The sequence below is a fragment of the Burkholderia sp. MSMB1835 genome (genome assembly GCF_001526365.1).
In the GTDB taxonomy this organism is placed as follows: domain Bacteria; phylum Pseudomonadota; class Gammaproteobacteria; order Burkholderiales; family Burkholderiaceae; genus Burkholderia.
The window spans coordinates 562533-578234 of the sequence record NZ_LOYP01000042.1; the positions used below are offsets into that span (position 1 = coordinate 562533).

Sequence of the window (15702 nt, forward strand, 5' to 3'; positions counted from 1 at the left end):
GAATGTGCGAATCCGGACACCTCGGGTTTTCCCTCGAGGATCCTCGTCACAATATGGGAAGACCGGGATTCGCTGGCCCCGCGAGGCGGGCGGGTGTATCGTCGGCGCCTTCGCGGGCGGCGCGATACCGTCGGCAGACATCGTATCTGTTGAGCTACAATGAGCAATCCATTCCCGAACCACGGAGCACACCCCATGCAACTGACAGGAGAGATGCTGATCGGCGCCGAAGCGGTGGCCGGCTCGGCCGGAACCTTGCACGCGTTCGACCCGACGAAGGGCGTGCCGATCGACGTCCCGGCGTTCGGCGTCGCGACGCAGGCCGACGTCGACCGCGCGTGCGAACTCGCACGCGACGCGTTCGACGCGTACCGCACGCAGCCGCTCGCGGCCCGTGCGGCGTTTCTCGACGCGATCGCCGATGAAATCGTCGCGCTCGGCGACGCGCTGATCGAGCGCGCGCATGCCGAAACGGGCCTGCCGGTCGCGAGGCTGCAGGGCGAGCGCGGCCGCACCGTCGGCCAGCTTCGGCTGTTCGCGCGCGTCGTGCGCGACGGGCGCTTCCTCGCCGCGTCGATCGATCCCGCGCAGCCGGCCCGCACGCCGCTGCCGCGTGCGGACCTGCGGCTGCAGAAAATCGCGCTCGGGCCCGTCGCCGTGTTCGGCGCGAGCAATTTCCCGCTCGCGTTCTCGGTGGCCGGCGGCGATACCGCGTCGGCGCTCGCGGCCGGCTGCCCGGTGATCGTGAAGGCGCACGAAGCGCACCTCGGCACGTCCGAGCTGGTCGGCCGTGCGATCCGCGCCGCGGTCGCGAAAACCGGCATGCCGGCCGGCGTATTCTCGCTGCTGGTCGGCCCCGGCCGCGTGACCGGCGCGGCGCTCGTCAGCCATCCGGCGATCCAGGCCGTCGGTTTCACCGGTTCCCGGCAGGGCGGGATGGCGCTCGTACAGCTCGCGAACGCGCGCCCGCAACCGATTCCCGTCTATGCGGAAATGAGCAGCATCAACCCCGTCGTGCTGTTCCCGGCCGCGCTGGCCGCGCGCGGCGATGCGATCGCGACGGGCTTCGTCGATTCGCTGACGCTCGGCGTCGGCCAGTTCTGTACCAATCCGGGCCTCGTGCTCGCGATCGACGGCCCCGATCTCGACCGTTTCGAGACGGTTGCCGCGCAGGCGCTCGCGAAGAAGCCGGCCGGCGTGATGCTCACGCGCGGCATCGCCGATGCGTACCGCAACGGTCGCGGCAAGCTCGCCGAATTGCCCGGCGTGCGCGAAATCGGCGCGGGCGAGGCTGCGCAGACCGACTGCCAGGCGGGCGGCGCGCTGTACGAAGTCGGCGCGCAGGCGTTCCTGGCCGAGCCGGCGTTCAGCCACGAGGTGTTCGGGCCGGCGTCGCTGATCGTGCGCTGCCGCGATCTCGACGAAGTCGCGCGCGTGCTCGACGCGCTCGAAGGTCAGTTGACGGCCACGCTGCAGATCGACGCCGACGACAAGCCGCTCGCGCGCCGGCTGCTGCCGATCCTCGAACGCAAGGCCGGGCGCCTGCTCGTCAACGGCTACCCGACCGGCGTCGAAGTGTGCGATGCGATGGTGCACGGCGGCCCGTTCCCCGCCACGTCGAACCCGTCCGTCACGTCGGTCGGGGCGACCGCGATCGAGCGTTTCCTGCGGCCGGTGTGCTATCAGGACTTCCCGGACGACCTGCTGCCCGAAGGGCTGCAGGAAAGCAATCCGCTGGCGATTCCGCGGCTGCGCGACGGGAAGGCGGAGTGACGTGGCGTAACCGCTGAACGCGGCGTCCCGGGAGGGACGCGTTCCGGCACGTCGAAACGCGGCGGCGGGGCCCACGGGCCCCGCCGCCTTTTTTATTCAACGCGGGCTTTCGTGCCGGTTTCGCTCGGTCAGCGAGCGGGGCGGGCGACGAGTTCCAGGCGCTCCGCTGCAGCCAGCAGGCGCCGGTCGCGCGTCCATAGCTTGCTGCCGCCGGTATCAATCGCGACATCAAATGGCGCTCCGGGTGATGCGCGGACGGGGTGGCGAGAGGTCGGCTTTCCTGTTGCCCGCGTTTCTCCTACAGTAGCGAAGCTGCGAGCCGTCCGGTTCGCAGGCGAGCCTGAGAGATCACAAGACCAACAAGGAACCATCCGATGAATATCAGCAAGCGTGGCGACCACCTGTTCGCGGCCGGGTTGTGGAAAGCGATCGGCGACGTCGCGAAATCGGTTCGCACCCAGATCGGCGAATACAGCGAAGGGCGCGTGCTGGCCGACGCGCTGTTCGCGCTGCAGCGCGAGCTGGGCGGCAGCGAATTCGACGTGACGATCAACCAGGGGCGGCCCGTCGCGGGCGCCGATCCGCATTCGTTGATCTTCGGCAGAGCCGTCGAGCGCTTCAAGTACGACATGCAGGCGGTGGTGTTCGCGCTGAAGCATCGCCGCAGTATCGACGGGCCGAACGGTGCGCAGCGCGCCGACGCGCTCACGCAGGCCAACACGCATCTCGCGACCGCGAAGCAGTACGCGATGTTTACCGTCGGGCGGTTCTTCGATGCGGTCGTCGACCGCGACGTGCTGGAACAGATCGTGAGCGCCGAGTCGCCGGCGCGCGGCCGGCCGCTTGCGGCGCGCAAAGGGATCGACGAGACGCAGCGTACGCTCGCGAGCGTGCGGCAGCGGATCATCGGCGCGATCGCGCAGATGTAATGAAGTGGGCCGCGCCGGCTCGTCGAGCCGCGCGGCCATCGCGCGATACGGATACGGACGCGTGCGGGAGCCGGCGCGCCGTGCCGATGAAGGCCCCGCGCCGCCGGCGAATCCCGCTTACTGCGGGCCCATCTTCTTGATCAGCACGTCGAGCTCGGCCGCTTCGGCGTCGGTCAGGTCGACGAGCGGCGCGCGCACCGGGCCCGCGTCGTGGCCGACGAGCTTCGCGCCCGCCTTCACGATGCTGACCGCGTAGCCTGCGCGGCGATTGCGGATCTTCAGGTACGGCAGGAAGAATTCGTCGATCAGGCGGCCGACCGTCGCGTGGTCGTCCTTCGCGATCGCTTCGTAGAATTGCATCGCCGTCTTCGGGATGAAGTTGAACACCGCCGACGAGTACACCGGCACGCCGAGCGCCTTGTACGCGGCCGCATAGACTTCGGCCGTGGGCAGGCCGCCGAGGTACGCGAAACGGTCGCCGAGGCGGCGGCGGATCGTGACCATGCTTTCGATTTCGCCGACGCCGTCCTTGAAGCCGATCAGGTTCGGGCAACGGTCGGCGAGGCGCTCCAGCATGTCCGCATTCAGCTTCGAATTCGCGCGGTTGTACACCACGACGCCGATCTTCAGCGCGCGGCAGACCTGCTCGACGTGCTCGGCGATCCCTTCCTGGCTCGCTTCGGTCAGGTAGTGCGGCATCAGCAGCACGCCGCTCGCGCCGAGGCGCTCGGCTTCCTGCGCATATTCGATCGCGACGCGCGTCGCGCCGCCCGCGCCGGCGAGGATCGGCACCTTGCCCTTGCAGGTTTCCGTCGCGACGCGGATCACGTCCGAATACTCGCGCTGCGTGAGCGAGAAGAATTCGCCGGTGCCGCCGGCCGCGAACAGTGCGCTCGCGCCATACGGCGCCAGCCATTCCAGGCGCTCGGCATAGGTGGACGGGCGGAAGCTGCCGTCGGCGTCGAAATCCGTCAGCGGAAACGACAGCAGGCCGTGGGAGATGATCTGTTTGAGTTCTTGCGGTGAAGTCATGGTTGGGTCGTCCGTCTAGCGCGAGTGCGGGGTTCGTCGGTACGGCATCCGAGCCATATTGGCGATGTCGTTGTATGTCATCGTACAACGCAAGCATGAGCGGCGCAAGCGGTTTGCTGGCCGGTCAAGGGTAGGGTCTTTCCGGATAAGGGTTTACGCAGCATCGTCGATTGAGGTTGAATGTCGTATGATGACTAACGATATCGCAGATAGCTTCCAGGAATTCCGATGACTGCTTCCCCTCTCTACATCCGCGTGCATCCGGACGACAACGTCGCGATCGTCGTCAACGACGGCGGTTTGCCCGCAGGCGCGACGTTCGCCGACGGGCTGACGCTGTGCGAAGGCGTGCCGCAGGGGCACAAGGTCGCGCTCGTCGACCTCGCGGCCGGCGATCCGGTCGTGCGCTACAACGTGGTGATCGGCTACGCGCTGACCGACCTGCGGCGCGGCAGTTGGGTCAACGAGCGCACGATGCGCATGCCGGAGCCGCCGGGCCTCGACGACCTGCCGCTCGCCACGCGTGCCGCGCCGCCGCTCGAGCCGCTCGAAGGCTATACGTTCGAGGGCTTTCGCAATGCCGACGGCTCGGTCGGCACGCGCAACATCCTCGCGATCACGACGACCGTGCAGTGCGTGTCGGGCGTCGTCGAGCATGCGGTGAAGCGGATCAAGGACGAACTGCTGCCGCGCTACCCGAACGTCGACGACGTGGTCGGGCTCGAACACACGTATGGCTGCGGCGTCGCGATCGACGCGCCCGACGCCGACATCCCGATCCGCACGCTGCGCAACATCAGCCTGAATCCGAACTTCGGCGGCGAAGTGATGACCGTGAGCCTCGGCTGCGAGAAGCTGCAGCCCGAGCGCCTGCTGCCGCCGGGCGCGATTCCGGTGGCGGCCGACGGCGCGACGGACAACGGCGGCGTGGTGTGCCTGCAGGACGCCGCGCACGTCGGCTTCAATTCGATGATCGATTCGATCATGAAGATGGCCGAATCGCATCTCGAGCGGCTGAACCGCCGCCGTCGCGAAACCTGCCCGGCGTCCGATCTCGTCGTCGGCGTGCAGTGCGGCGGCAGCGACGCGTTCTCGGGGCTCACCGCGAATCCGGCGGTCGGCTTCGCGGCCGACCTGCTCGTGCGCGCGGGCGCGACGATCATGTTCTCGGAGGTGACCGAAGTGCGCGACGGCGTCGCGCAGCTCACGTCGCGCGCGGCGAACGAGGACGTCGCGCGCGAGATCATCCGCGAGATGGACTGGTACGACCGTTACCTGCAGCGCGGCCGCGTCGACCGCAGCGCGAACACGACGCCGGGCAACAAGAAGGGCGGCCTGTCGAACATCGTCGAGAAGGCGATGGGGTCGATCGTGAAGTCGGGCAGCGCGCCGATCGCCGGCGTCGTGCGTCCCGGCGATCGCGCGCGGCAAAAGGGGCTGCTGTACGCGGCGACGCCCGCGAGCGATTTCATCTGCGGCACGCTGCAGCTCGCGGCGGGGATGAACCTGCACATTTTCACGACCGGCCGCGGCACGCCGTACGGCCTCGCGCAGGTGCCGGTGATCAAGGTCGCGACGCGCAGCGATCTCGCACGCCGCTGGCACGACCTGATGGATCTCGACGCGGGGCAGATCGCGACCGGTGCGGCGACGATCGAGGACACGGGCTGGGCACTCTTCCGGCTGATGCTCGACGTCGCCAGCGGCAAGCGTCGCACGTGGGCCGAGCAATGGAAGCTCGCGAATGCGCTGACGCTGTTCAATCCGGCGCCGGTGACCTGACGGGCGCGTGGGTGGCGGCAAGACGATGCGGGCGCCTTCGGGCGCCCGTTTTCGTTGCGGTGCGCAGGGCGATCGGGCGCGGGCATGCGGCGCGCGGCCGGCGCGATTTCCTTACCTCCCGCGTAATCGACCGTCCCCGCCGGCCGGGCGACGATAGCGGCACGCGGACACGAAACGTCCGCGACAACGTCAGTCACCGACACAAGGAGCCTCGCCATGAACACCGCTCAATCCGCCTCGTCCGTTCACGCCGATCTGATCGACCGCTACTTCGATGCCTGGAACGAACCCGACGTCGTGCGCCGCCGCGCGCTGATCGATGCGACGTACGCGAGCGACGCGGCCTATCGCGATCCGCTGATGGCCGGCGACGGCCACGCGGGCATCGACACGATGATCGCCGCCGTGCAGCAACGTTTCCCCGCATACCGCTTCCGGCGCACGACCGACGTCGACGCATTCGGCCAGCACCTGCGATTCTCGTGGGCGCTCGTGTCGCCCGACGGCGCGGCGATCGTGAAGGGCTCGGACTTCGGCACCGTCGACGCGTCGGGCCGCCTCGCATCGGTCACGGGTTTCATCGACGAAATGCCGGCCGCGGCGTCGTGACCTGAACGATGTACGCACCGCGGTCGCCGGGATCGGGTAACGTTATGCGATTCGTTCCTGAACCCGGAGACTAGCCCACATGTTGAAGAATCTCGATCCGCTGCTGCACGCCGACATCCTGCACACGCTGCGCGCGATGGGCCACGGCGACGAAATCGCGATCTGCGATGCGAATTTCCCCGCGGAATCCGTCGCGGAGCACACGGTGGTCGGCCGTGCGCTGCGGATCGACGGCGCCGATTCGGCGCGCGTCGTGCGCGCGGTGCTGTCCGTGCTGCCGCTCGACACGTTCGTCGACACGCCCGCGTGGCGGATGGAAGTCGTCGGCGATGCCGCCGCGGTGCCGCCCGTGCAGCGCGAAGTGCAGGCCGAGATCGACCGCGCGGAGGGGTGTTCAGTGCCGCTCACCGGCGTCGAGCGTTTCGCGTTCTACGAGCGCGCGCAGCAGGCGTATGCGGTGATCGTCACCGGCGAACAGCGCGGCTACGGCTGCTTCATCTTCAAGAAGGGCGTGCTGTTGAGCGACGCGGGCTAAACGCGTTTTTTCGGCGCGCCGGGCTGCCGGCGCCGCCGCCGCGGTGTAAAGATTTGCTACAACCTTTTTCTTGGACACCGCGAAAAGACCCTCTATGCTGGCCCATTTGCCGCGCGCCCTTCCGGGGCCGCGGCGCCGAACCGCACGGGCGCGCCCGACGCGGGCGGCCGAATTGCATACGAGGAGAGAGGCATGACGCGTACCGTCGATTCCGGCGTCATTTTTTTCGCACGCCTGGCGCTGGCGGCGTTGTTCTTGTGGGGCGGCATCATGAAGCTGCTCGGCTACGGCGATTTCGTCGCGTACCTGCACACGATGAACGTGCCCTATCAACAGGTCGTCGCGCCGATCGTCGTCGCGATCGAGGGGCTGGGCGGCCTGCTGTTGATCGTCGGCTATAAGGTCCGACCGCTCGCGTTGCTGATGGCGGTCTACACGATCGCGACCGCGATGGTCGGGCACAATTTCTGGGACGCGACCAACGCGGCCGTCCAGCACGACATGGTGATTCACTTCTGGAAGAACGTCGCGATTTCCGGCGGGTTCCTGCTGCTGTTCGTCACCGGCGCCGGCGGCGCGAGCATCGACGCGTTGCGCCGGCCGAGCTCGTCGTACGGCGTGCTGCGTTGAGCTGACCGCACTCGCGCCGCCACGCCGACGCAAGACGAAAGGGCCGAATCCCGCACGCCGCGGGATTCGGCCCTTCGTTCATCCAGCGGGCGCGAGCGCCGGCGTTCAGTGCGTGCCCTGCACGTCCTTCGCATCCTTCGAGAACTGCACGGCGATCGCGCCGAGCACGCAGATCGCCGCGACGTACACGACCGGTGCGAGCGGATTCGACTTCATCATCAGCGACACGATCACCGGCGTGAGGCCGCCGAAGATCGCATACGCGACGTTGTACGAGAACGAGATGCCCGAGAAGCGCACGACGGCCGGGAAGCTTTTCACCATCACGAACGGCACCGCGCCGATCGTGCCGACCATGAAGCCCGCGATCCCGTAGTAGAGCGGCAGCGTCGACGCATCGGCCGCGACCTGCGCGAACAGCAGGTAGTAGCACGCGGCCAGCCCGATGCCGCCGATGCCGAGCACGCGCTTCGCGCCGATCCAGCCCGCGAGCGAACCCGCGGTGATGCAGCCGGCCGTCAGGCACAGCGTCGCGACGCTGTTCGCGAACAGCGTCGTCGCCGGCGTCAGGTGGAACTGCTTCTGCAGCAGCGCGGGCGTCATCAGGATCACGACGACGATCGCGGCCGACAGCATCCACGTGAGCAGCATCGACACGATCACCGCGCGGCCGTGATCGCGCAATACCGCCTTCAGCGGAATCTCGGCCGCGAGCGCCTTCTTCGCCTTCATCTCGGCGAACACCGGCGTTTCATGCAGCCAGCGGCGCAGGTACACGGAGAACAGCCCGAACACGCCGCCGAGCAGGAACGGGATGCGCCACGCGAACGCGGCGACTTCGGCCGTCGAGTAGCGGCTGTTGATGCCGGCCGCGACGAGCGAGCCGAGCAGGATGCCGGCCGTCAGGCCTGCGGTCAGCGTGCCGCATGCGTAGCCGATATGGCGCGACGGCACGTGCTCGGACACGAACACCCACGCGCCCGGCACTTCGCCGCCGACCGCCGCGCCCTGCAGCACGCGGAACAGCAGCAGCAACACCGGCGCGAGGATGCCGATCGTGTCGTAGGTCGGCAGCATGCCCATCAGCAGCGTCGGCACCGACATCATCAGCACGCTCAGCGTGAACATCCGCTTGCGGCCGAACAGGTCGCCGAAGTGCGCCATGATCACGCCGCCGAGCGGGCGCGCGAGATAGCCGGCCGCGAAGATGCCGAACGTCTGCAACTGGCGCAGCCAGTCGGGAATGTCGTGCGGGAAGAAGAGTTGTCCTATCGCCGGCGCGAAGAACACGAAGATGATGAAGTCGTAGAACTCGAGGGCGCCGCCGAGTGCGGCAAGGCCAAGGGTCTTGTAGTCGCTGCGCGTGAGCGCGCGTTCGGCGGCGCGAGGCACGCCGCTCAATTCGGAAGCTTGCATGGTCAGGACGATCGGTTTTCGAATGTTGTTGTCGGTGCTGCGTCTCCAGGGCCCGCTATCGGCATGGACTGACAAGGCGCGGCTTGCGTCGTCGAAGCATGCCGCGCGCCGGGTGAGGCACGCGACACGCGCCGCCGCACCGGGATGGGGCACGGCGGAGACGAGGCGTCAAAGCGGGTGGGGGGATTCTACAGGAGCGCGAAATGCCTGCACGCGGGCGTGCGCCGAGAACGGCTTCGGACCATGCAGCCGGAGCGCGCGCGGCGCGGGCGGCCGGTGGGCCGCCGACGCGCCGCGCGGGGCAGGGCCCGCGTAATCAGTTGCCGGCGATCGTATCGACCGGCTTGAACGCGCCGCGCTCGACCTTGTAGATCGTCACCGGCGCATCCTTCAGGTCGCCCTTCGAGTCGTACGCGATGCTCGCGGCCGACACGCCCTTGATCGACACCTTGCCGAGGTATGGCGTGTACACCTTCGGATCGGTCGAATTCGCTTCCTTCATCGCGGTGAGCAGCGCGATCGTGCCGTCGTACGAGTACGGCGAGTACGTGATCACGTCTTCGTTGAAGCGCGCCTTGTAGCGTGCGGCGTAGCCGGAGAAGCCCGGCATCTTTTCCTTCGGCAGCCCGCCCATGTAGACGATCGCGCCTTCGGCCGCGTCGCCGCCGACCTTCAGGAACGTCGGCGAGCGCGACATCTCGCCCGTCACGAACGCCGACTTCATCCCGAGCTGGCGCATCTTGCGGATCATCGGCGACGATTGCGCGTCGCCGCCGCCGTAGAAGACCGCGTCCGGATTCACGCCCTTCAGGTTGGTCAGGATCGCCGAGAAATCGAGCACCTTGTCGTTCGTGAAGTCGCGTTTGACGATCGTGCCGCCGGCCGCTTCCACGGCCTTCGCGAATTCGTCGGCGATGCCCTGGCCGTAGGCCGTGCGGTCGTCGATGATCGCGATGCGCTTGAAGCGCAGCGTCTTCACCGCGTACGTGCCGACGATGCGGCCGGCCTGCGCGTCGCTGGTCAGCAGCCGGTAGGTCGTCTTGTAGCCGCGCGCCGTGTATTGCGGCGACGTCGCCATCGAGATCTGCGGCAGCCCCGCGCGATCGTACAGGTCGGACGCGGGGATGCTGGTGCCCGAGTTGAAGTGGCCGATGATCCCGCGGACGTTGTCGTCGATCAGCCGCTGCGCGACGGTCGTGCCGGTGCGCGGGTCGGCCTGGTCGTCCTGCGAGTCGAGCTGGAACGTGACCGGCTTGCCGCCGATCGTCGGATGCGTCGCGTTGAAATCGGCGATCGCGAGCTGCACGCCCTTCTGCATGTCCGTGCCGTAATTCGACTGCGGGCCGGTCAGCGGTGCGGCGAAACCGATCTTGACGACGTCGGCGGCGACGGCGTGCGCGCCCGACAGTGCGCAGGCGGCGGCCAGCGCGACGTGCGATACCTTCAGCTTCACTTTCACTTCCCCTTGATGGCGTGGTTGGGCCGCCGCCGGCATGCGGGCCGGCGCCGGTAAACCGGGCGAGACGTATCGGTCCGCAGGCCGACGTGCAGGCCGTGCGTGCTTGTCGCGTGCTGCGCGCGCTGTGCCGGAATCGGCGTGCGCGGCGGCGGATGCGGTGGGCCGCGCGTGCCGATTGCGGCAGCGGCGGGATGTCGTCTCGTGACCGTGAAGCGAAGTCTAGGTAACGAAAATGCGTGCGTCTTGCGCGTTCGATGCGTGGCTGGCGACGATATCGGCATATCGTCGATAACCCTGATATATGCCGAAATCGTCATGACGAATGCGCAAACCCGCCAAGACGCGGGCCGTCGGCATTTTTAGGATGACGGAATCGGGAGCGTGGCGCCGGCGTGTCGATGCGCTGTTGCGGCGGCAGCGGCGGAAGCGGAACGGCTGCCGGCCGCACACGTGTCGCGTAATGGCGTAGTGGTTGCGTACGCAACCTGTCCCGCCGACCGATGCAACCGGCCGGGACACACGATGCAACCGGCCGCCGTCTTGCCTGCCCCGCGTTCGGCGCGACGCGATCGAAGGGGCGCTCCTATAATCGACGCCATCTGCCACTCGCTTCGCGGTTGCCGGGATGACGACCTTGCTTGCCGTACCGCCCATGAGCCTGTCCGATACGTTGCGCCACCAGCCCGACAACGCCGATCTTGGTGCGATGCTCGCGCATTTCCGCCTGCTCGAACCGGTATTCGATGCGCTGCCGGATGTCGCGTTCTTCGTGAAGGATGCGAGCGGCCGCTACGCGCTCGTCAATCGCACGCTGGCGATGCGCTGCGGCTACAAGGACAAGCGCGACCTGCTCGGCAAGACGGCCGACGAGGTATTTCCGCGCCGCTTCGGCCGGAGTTACTTCGAACAGGACATGGCGACGATCAATGCCGGCCAGCAGTTGATGGACCAGCTCGAGCTGCACCTGTATCCGGGCCGCCAGCCGGGCTGGTGCCTGACCTGCAAGGAGCCGCTGCGCGACGCCGCGGGCCGGGTGGTCGGCCTCGCGGGCATCTCGCGCGACCTGAAGGCGCACGAGGGATCGCATCCGGCGTACAGCCGGCTCGCCGACGTGGTCCAGCACATCCAGGATCACTACGTGCAGCCGCTGAACCTGAAGCAGCTCGCGCAGATGGCCGGGATGTCGGTCGCGCAGCTCGAACGCTACTTCCACAAGGTGTTCCACCTGACGCCGCGTCAGGTGCTGCTGAAGACGCGGCTCGACGCGGCCACCGCGCTGCTGGTCACCCACGACAAGGTGACCGACGTGGCCGCGCTATGCGGCTACACGGATCACAGCGCGTTCACGCGCCAGTTCAAGGCGACGGTCGGCGTGACGCCGACGGAATACCGGCTGATGCTGCAGGAACGCGCGGGGTGACGCCACTCGCCGGCGTGGCCGGCGGGTCGCGGGGATCGGGGTCGGGCGGGGAAGCGGGAAGGGGTGAAAGCGGGTGAAAGCGGCGGCTCAGCGGTAGCCGAGCCCTTTCAGGACGGCCGTGCCGTCTTCGGTCAGCCGGAAGCTCGGGGCCGTATCGGGGTCGAGCTTGACCATTTCGACGAGGCCGGCTTCCTGCAGCGCGGGCAATTCGGGTTTGGCGTTCGCGCCGATCGGTGCATGCAGCAGCACGAGCAACGTCGCGATTTCATGATGACTGAGCAGGCGGCGCAGCATCGTCTTCTTTGCAGGGGGCGCGGCCGGGCGGCCCGCGGGTGCTTCTACGGCGCTCATCGCTTTCCTCCTTTTCAAGATAACCATCGGGTACTGGTTGCGGATGGTGCCGTCGAAGACTTAAGCGATTCTTAAAACCGGGGCGGGCGACGCAATGCTGCACTGCGGCATGGGTTACCGGATGTAACGTCGGACGACGCGCGGCTTCCGGCATGCGCGCGGGCCGGCCGCGGGGCCGGCCCCTTGGCCGCGCTTTGCCGCGATGGCGCGGGCGAGCGGCGCCCGTCCGCTCGACTGCCGAAGTGCGAGCGCGATCCGGCCCCCAAACGCCGGTTCGCGTCCGTTCCTTATTTCCTGCGCTGCGCCTGCGCGGCGAGCCGCACGGCCGCATTCGCGGCGCCGTAGCCGTCGTACCCGCCGCGCCGCTCGACGATCTCGAGCGAGAAGCGGTTGTCGACCAGTTCCGTATACGCATGCAGGAATTCGCCGCCGTGCTCGTCGCGGTCGTAGAGCAGGTGGTGCGAGCTCAGCGTGTCGATCAGTTCGTCCGGCAGCGCGTAACGCGCGGCGAGATCGTCGTAGTAGTTGGCCGGAATGCGCAGGAACGGCACGCCGTCGGCCGCGAACGCGGCGACCGTCTTCACGATGTCGTCCGTGCGGAACGCGACGTGGTTCAGCCCGGTGCCGTGGTAGCGGTCGAGCGATTCGGCGACGGCCGTGTGACGGTCGACCGATGCGTTCAGCGCGATCCGGACCGAGCCGTCGGCGCTGCGCACCGCGCGGCTGCGCATCAGCCCGTACGGGTCGGGCACGAGCCAGCTGCGCTCGGCCTCGAAGCCGAACGCCGTCTTGAAGAACAGGATCCACGTGTCGAGCGCGTCGGCCGGCAGCGCGAGGCACACGTGATCGATGCCCGTCAGCGGGCCGACTTCGCTCGGGCCGTCGATGTCGGTCAGCACGAAGTCCGATTCATACAGCGTCGGCGCATCCGGCGCTTCGTCGACGAAATATTCGAGGCTGCCATCCGGCGCCTTCACGCTCGGCAGCACGCGTTCGTTCGGCCCGACCCGGCCCGAGAACGGCGCGTAGCCGAAGCCGGCTGCGCGTTCGAACGCCACTTTGGCGTCGTCGACGCGGAACGCCGACGCGCACAGCGACAGTCCGTGCTGCTGGAAGAACGCATCGGCGAACGAGTCGCGCTCGGCATTCAGCACGATCGATGCGGCGCCGTGCTGGAACAGCGTCACGTCCTTCGAGCGATGCCGGCCGGCGAGCCGGAAGCGCATCCGGCCGAGCCATTCGCCGACGGTCGCCGCCGCCTGCGCGTCGACCGCGAATTCGATGAACTGGAACCCGACGTGCGCGGGCGGCGCGGGCGGTGCGAACAGCGGCTGGCCGGCGGCCGGCGCGCGACCCTCCCGTGCGAGCCGCGCGCGCGTCAGGTCTTCCAGGTAGAGCAACGAGCGATGGCCGTCCGCGGCCGTGAGCGCGGTCGGCGCCGCGCGGAACCCGTCGTTGAAGATCTCGAGCGACAGCGGCCCCGTATAACCCGACTCGATCACGCGCGCGGTGAAGCGCGCCAGGTCGAAGTCGCCCTGGCCCGGGAACGAGCGGTAGTGGCGGCTCCATTCGAGTACGTCCATCGCGAGCTTCGGCGCGTCGGCGATCTGCACGAACGCGATCCGGTCGCCGGGGATGTCGGCGATCGCGTCCGGCGAATCGTCGAGCGACAGCGTGTGGAAGCTGTCGAGCGCAAGGCCGAGGTGCGGGCTGTTCACCGCATTTACGAGCTGCCACGCGTGGCCATACCGCTTCACGACGCGGCCCCACGCGAGCGCTTCGTACGCGGCCACCACACCGGCCTGCCGCGCGGCCTCGGCGAGCGCGCCGAGCTGGTCGACGAGCAATCCGTCGTCGGCGATCGTATCGGCCGACACACTGCTGCAGACGAGGATGCGGTCGGTGCCGAGCGCATGCATCACGTCGAACTTGCGCTTGATCCGGTCGAGATTGCGCGCGAGCTGGGCCGCGCTCACGCCCTCGAAGTCGCGAAACGGCTGGAACAGCACGATGTCGAGGCCGAGGTCGGCGGCCATGCGCCGGACGTCGGCCGGCGATCCGTCGAAGTAGACGAGGTCGTTTTCGAAGATTTCGACGCCATCGAAGCCCGCGGCCTGGATGGCGGCGAGCTTCTCGGCGAGCGTGCCGGACAGGGACACGGTGGCGATCGAGCGCTGCATGGGCGATTCCTGCGGATGAGCGGGGCATGACGCCGGTCGAACCGACCCTGAATGAACCAGTCGTTGAGTTCGGCGCGGGCGCCATATCCCGAATTTACTGGGCTAGTGATGCATATTGTACAAACTAACTAGATGGTACAAATTAGCGAAAACCCGAAAAGACATTGCGCTTGCGCAAGCGCACACTAGCGCCAAATCTCGACGTCAGGGGGCGGAGTCGGCTCACGATTCGCCCCCGTTTCTGGAGCAAAATCACATGAGCAAGCACAAGGTGCTGGTGCTGAACGGCCCGAATCTGAATCTGCTGGGCACGCGCGAGCCCCACATCTACGGCGCGGAAACGCTCGCCGATCTCGAGCAGCGCTGCCGCACGGCGGCGGAAGGGCTCGGATTGGAAATCGAGTTCCGCCAGTCGAACGCCGAGCATCAACTGATCGACTGGCTGCATGCCGCGCGCCACGACACGCACGGCATCGTGATCAACCCGGCCGCCTATACGCATACGTCGGTGGCGCTGGCCGACGCGCTGTCCGCGATCGCGAAGCCGGTGATCGAGGTGCATATCTCGAACGTCCATCGCCGCGAGGCGTTTCGCCACCACTCGTATGTGTCGGCGATCGCCGAAGCCGTGATCTGCGGCTGCGGCACCGAAGGCTACGTGTTCGCGCTGCAGCGCCTCGCGACGCTGTTCGCGCAGGGAGCCGCCCGATGAGCCGCCCGTCGTTTCTGATCGGCCTGATCGGCCAGGGCATCGGCGGTTCGCTGTCGCCCGCGATGCACGAGGAAGAGGGATTCCGCCAGGGCTTTGGCTACGTGTACCGGCGCATCGATCTCGACGTGCTGGGCGTGAACGTCGACGCGCTGCCGCAGCTGCTCGAGGCCGCGCAGCGGATGGGCTACAACGGGCTGAACATCACGCACCCGTGCAAGCAGCGCGTGATCGAGCATCTCGACGCGCTGTCGGACGACGCGCGTGCGCTCGGCGCGGTGAACACCGTGCTGTTCAAGGACGGCAAGCGGATCGGCCACAACACCGACTGGTCGGGTTTCGCGAAATCGTTCCGCCGCGGGCTGCCCGGCGCGTCGCTCGAACGCGTCGTCCAGCTCGGCGCGGGCGGCGCGGGCGCGGCTGTCGCGCACGCGGCGCTGCAGATGGGCGCGGCCGAACTGACGATTTTCGACGTCGACGGCGCGCGGGCCACCGCGCTGGCGGGCGAATTGCAGCAGCGCTTCCCCGTGGCCCGGGTCGCGCCCGGTAGCGATCTCGCGGCCGCGATGCGCGCCGCGACCGGCCTGATCCACGCAACGCCGACCGGCATGGTCAAGCATCCGGGCCTGCCGCTGCCGGCCGAACTGCTCCACGCGGGCATGTGGGTGGCCGACATCGTGTATTTCCCGCTCGAAACCGAGCTGATCCATGCCGCGCGCGCGGCCGGCTGCGCGACGCTGCCGGGCGGCGGGATGGCCGTGTACCAGGCCGTCGACGCGTTCGAGATCTTCACCGGGCGCACGCCCGACGCCGAGCGGATGTTCGATCACTTTCAGTCGCTCGTCGCGCGCTGACCCCTTACAGACACAGAAAGAGA

General features: G+C 68.0%; 14 protein-coding genes. 9 read left to right on the plus strand and 5 right to left on the minus strand.

All coding sequences use genetic code 11. The features are described 5' to 3' along the window. The first annotated feature begins 195 nt into the window (after positions 1-195). Together WS96_RS18785 and WS96_RS18790 are read left to right on the plus strand one after the other, a co-directional pair. The gene (locus WS96_RS18785; RefSeq protein ID WP_059834475.1) at positions 196-1773 is read left to right on the plus strand and encodes an aldehyde dehydrogenase (NADP(+)); all 1578 of its coding nucleotides are present in this window, start codon (positions 196-198) and stop codon (positions 1771-1773) included. A 374-nt stretch (positions 1774-2147) separates the two neighbouring features. Further along, the gene (locus tag WS96_RS18790) at positions 2148-2702 is read left to right on the plus strand and encodes a hypothetical protein (RefSeq protein ID WP_059834477.1); all 555 of its coding nucleotides are present in this window, start codon (positions 2148-2150) and stop codon (positions 2700-2702) included. Between the two features lie 117 nt (positions 2703-2819). Here the strand turns inward: WS96_RS18790 and kdgD are convergent, their stop codons facing one another. After that, a complete protein-coding gene (gene kdgD, locus WS96_RS18795) occupies positions 2820-3734 on the minus strand; it encodes a 5-dehydro-4-deoxyglucarate dehydratase (RefSeq protein WP_059834479.1) in 915 nt (304 codons plus the stop codon). Between the two features lie 228 nt (positions 3735-3962). Here kdgD and garD point away from each other — a divergent pair, with 228 nt between their 5' ends. The 4 genes from garD to WS96_RS18815 all read left to right on the plus strand — a co-directional run bounded on the left by garD (position 3963) and on the right by WS96_RS18815 (position 7290). Next, on the plus strand, positions 3963-5516 hold the full coding sequence (garD, locus tag WS96_RS18800) for a galactarate dehydratase (protein ID WP_034206086.1): 1554 nt from the start codon (positions 3963-3965) through the stop codon (positions 5514-5516). 216 nt (positions 5517-5732) lie between these two features. Then, positions 5733-6125: a nuclear transport factor 2 family protein gene (locus WS96_RS18805; protein WP_059499365.1), complete on the plus strand. Its 393-nt coding sequence runs from the start codon at positions 5733-5735 to the stop codon at positions 6123-6125. A 79-nt stretch (positions 6126-6204) separates the two neighbouring features. After that, on the plus strand, positions 6205-6660 hold the full coding sequence (locus tag WS96_RS18810) for an RbsD/FucU family protein (RefSeq protein ID WP_059834483.1): 456 nt from the start codon (positions 6205-6207) through the stop codon (positions 6658-6660). Between the two features lie 192 nt (positions 6661-6852). Then, complete coding sequence (locus tag WS96_RS18815) at positions 6853-7290, plus strand: DoxX family protein (protein WP_034206089.1); 438 nt, start codon at positions 6853-6855, stop codon at positions 7288-7290. Between the two features lie 105 nt (positions 7291-7395). Here WS96_RS18815 and WS96_RS18820 read toward each other — a convergent pair whose 3' ends face one another. Both WS96_RS18820 and WS96_RS18825 read right to left on the minus strand, forming a co-directional pair. Then, entirely contained in the window at positions 7396-8706 is a 1311-nt protein-coding gene (locus WS96_RS18820) for an MFS transporter (protein WP_059834485.1), read from the minus strand. A 316-nt stretch (positions 8707-9022) separates the two neighbouring features. Beyond that, positions 9023-10201, minus strand: a complete 1179-nt coding sequence (locus tag WS96_RS18825) for a branched-chain amino acid ABC transporter substrate-binding protein (protein WP_373557900.1) — start codon at positions 10199-10201, stop codon at positions 9023-9025. 589 nt (positions 10202-10790) lie between these two features. On the opposite strand from WS96_RS18825, the gene WS96_RS18830 reads away from it, so the two are divergent. Then, positions 10791-11585 carry an AraC family transcriptional regulator gene (locus WS96_RS18830; protein WP_059834487.1) on the plus strand — a complete coding sequence of 265 codons (795 nt, stop codon included), beginning with the start codon at positions 10791-10793 and terminating at the stop codon, positions 11583-11585. Positions 11586-11672: 87 nt separating this feature from the next. Here WS96_RS18830 and WS96_RS18835 read toward each other — a convergent pair whose 3' ends face one another. Both WS96_RS18835 and WS96_RS18840 read right to left on the minus strand, forming a co-directional pair. Beyond that, positions 11673-11936, minus strand: coding sequence for a hypothetical protein (locus WS96_RS18835; RefSeq protein ID WP_006489463.1), 264 nt, complete (start codon positions 11934-11936; stop codon positions 11673-11675). A 287-nt stretch (positions 11937-12223) separates the two neighbouring features. Further along, positions 12224-14116 carry a bifunctional sugar phosphate isomerase/epimerase/4-hydroxyphenylpyruvate dioxygenase family protein gene (locus tag WS96_RS18840; protein WP_059780021.1) on the minus strand — a complete coding sequence of 631 codons (1893 nt, stop codon included), beginning with the start codon at positions 14114-14116 and terminating at the stop codon, positions 12224-12226. Positions 14117-14372: 256 nt separating this feature from the next. On the opposite strand from WS96_RS18840, the gene aroQ reads away from it, so the two are divergent. Both aroQ and WS96_RS18850 read left to right on the plus strand, forming a co-directional pair. Further along, positions 14373-14828, plus strand: coding sequence for a type II 3-dehydroquinate dehydratase (gene aroQ, locus WS96_RS18845; protein ID WP_027781502.1), 456 nt, complete (start codon positions 14373-14375; stop codon positions 14826-14828). Beyond that, positions 14825-15679: a shikimate dehydrogenase gene (locus tag WS96_RS18850; RefSeq protein WP_059834489.1), complete on the plus strand. Its 855-nt coding sequence runs from the start codon at positions 14825-14827 to the stop codon at positions 15677-15679. The genes aroQ and WS96_RS18850 overlap by 4 nt, the downstream gene beginning before the upstream one ends. The last annotated feature ends 23 nt before the right edge of the window (positions 15680-15702 follow it).

What these genes read in the sequence shown, in the direction of transcription:
- WS96_RS18785 (WP_059834475.1), top strand. Translation starts at nt 196, where the DNA reads ATGCAACTGACAGGAGAGATGCTGATCGGCGCCGAAGCGGTGGCCGGC.
- WS96_RS18790 (WP_059834477.1), top strand. Translation starts at nt 2,148, where the DNA reads ATGAATATCAGCAAGCGTGGCGACCACCTGTTCGCGGCCGGGTTGTGG.
- kdgD (WP_059834479.1), bottom strand. Translation starts at nt 3,734, where the DNA reads ATGACTTCACCGCAAGAACTCAAACAGATCATCTCCCACGGCCTGCTG.
- garD (WP_034206086.1), top strand. Translation starts at nt 3,963, where the DNA reads ATGACTGCTTCCCCTCTCTACATCCGCGTGCATCCGGACGACAACGTC.
- WS96_RS18805 (WP_059499365.1), top strand. Translation starts at nt 5,733, where the DNA reads ATGAACACCGCTCAATCCGCCTCGTCCGTTCACGCCGATCTGATCGAC.
- WS96_RS18810 (WP_059834483.1), top strand. Translation starts at nt 6,205, where the DNA reads ATGTTGAAGAATCTCGATCCGCTGCTGCACGCCGACATCCTGCACACG.
- WS96_RS18815 (WP_034206089.1), top strand. Translation starts at nt 6,853, where the DNA reads ATGACGCGTACCGTCGATTCCGGCGTCATTTTTTTCGCACGCCTGGCG.
- WS96_RS18820 (WP_059834485.1), bottom strand. Translation starts at nt 8,706, where the DNA reads ATGCAAGCTTCCGAATTGAGCGGCGTGCCTCGCGCCGCCGAACGCGCG.
- WS96_RS18825 (WP_373557900.1), bottom strand. Translation starts at nt 10,201, where the DNA reads ATGCCGGCGGCGGCCCAACCACGCCATCAAGGGGAAGTGAAAGTGAAG.
- WS96_RS18830 (WP_059834487.1), top strand. Translation starts at nt 10,791, where the DNA reads ATGACGACCTTGCTTGCCGTACCGCCCATGAGCCTGTCCGATACGTTG.
- WS96_RS18835 (WP_006489463.1), bottom strand. Translation starts at nt 11,936, where the DNA reads ATGAGCGCCGTAGAAGCACCCGCGGGCCGCCCGGCCGCGCCCCCTGCA.
- WS96_RS18840 (WP_059780021.1), bottom strand. Translation starts at nt 14,116, where the DNA reads ATGCAGCGCTCGATCGCCACCGTGTCCCTGTCCGGCACGCTCGCCGAG.
- aroQ (WP_027781502.1), top strand. Translation starts at nt 14,373, where the DNA reads ATGAGCAAGCACAAGGTGCTGGTGCTGAACGGCCCGAATCTGAATCTG.
- WS96_RS18850 (WP_059834489.1), top strand. Translation starts at nt 14,825, where the DNA reads ATGAGCCGCCCGTCGTTTCTGATCGGCCTGATCGGCCAGGGCATCGGC.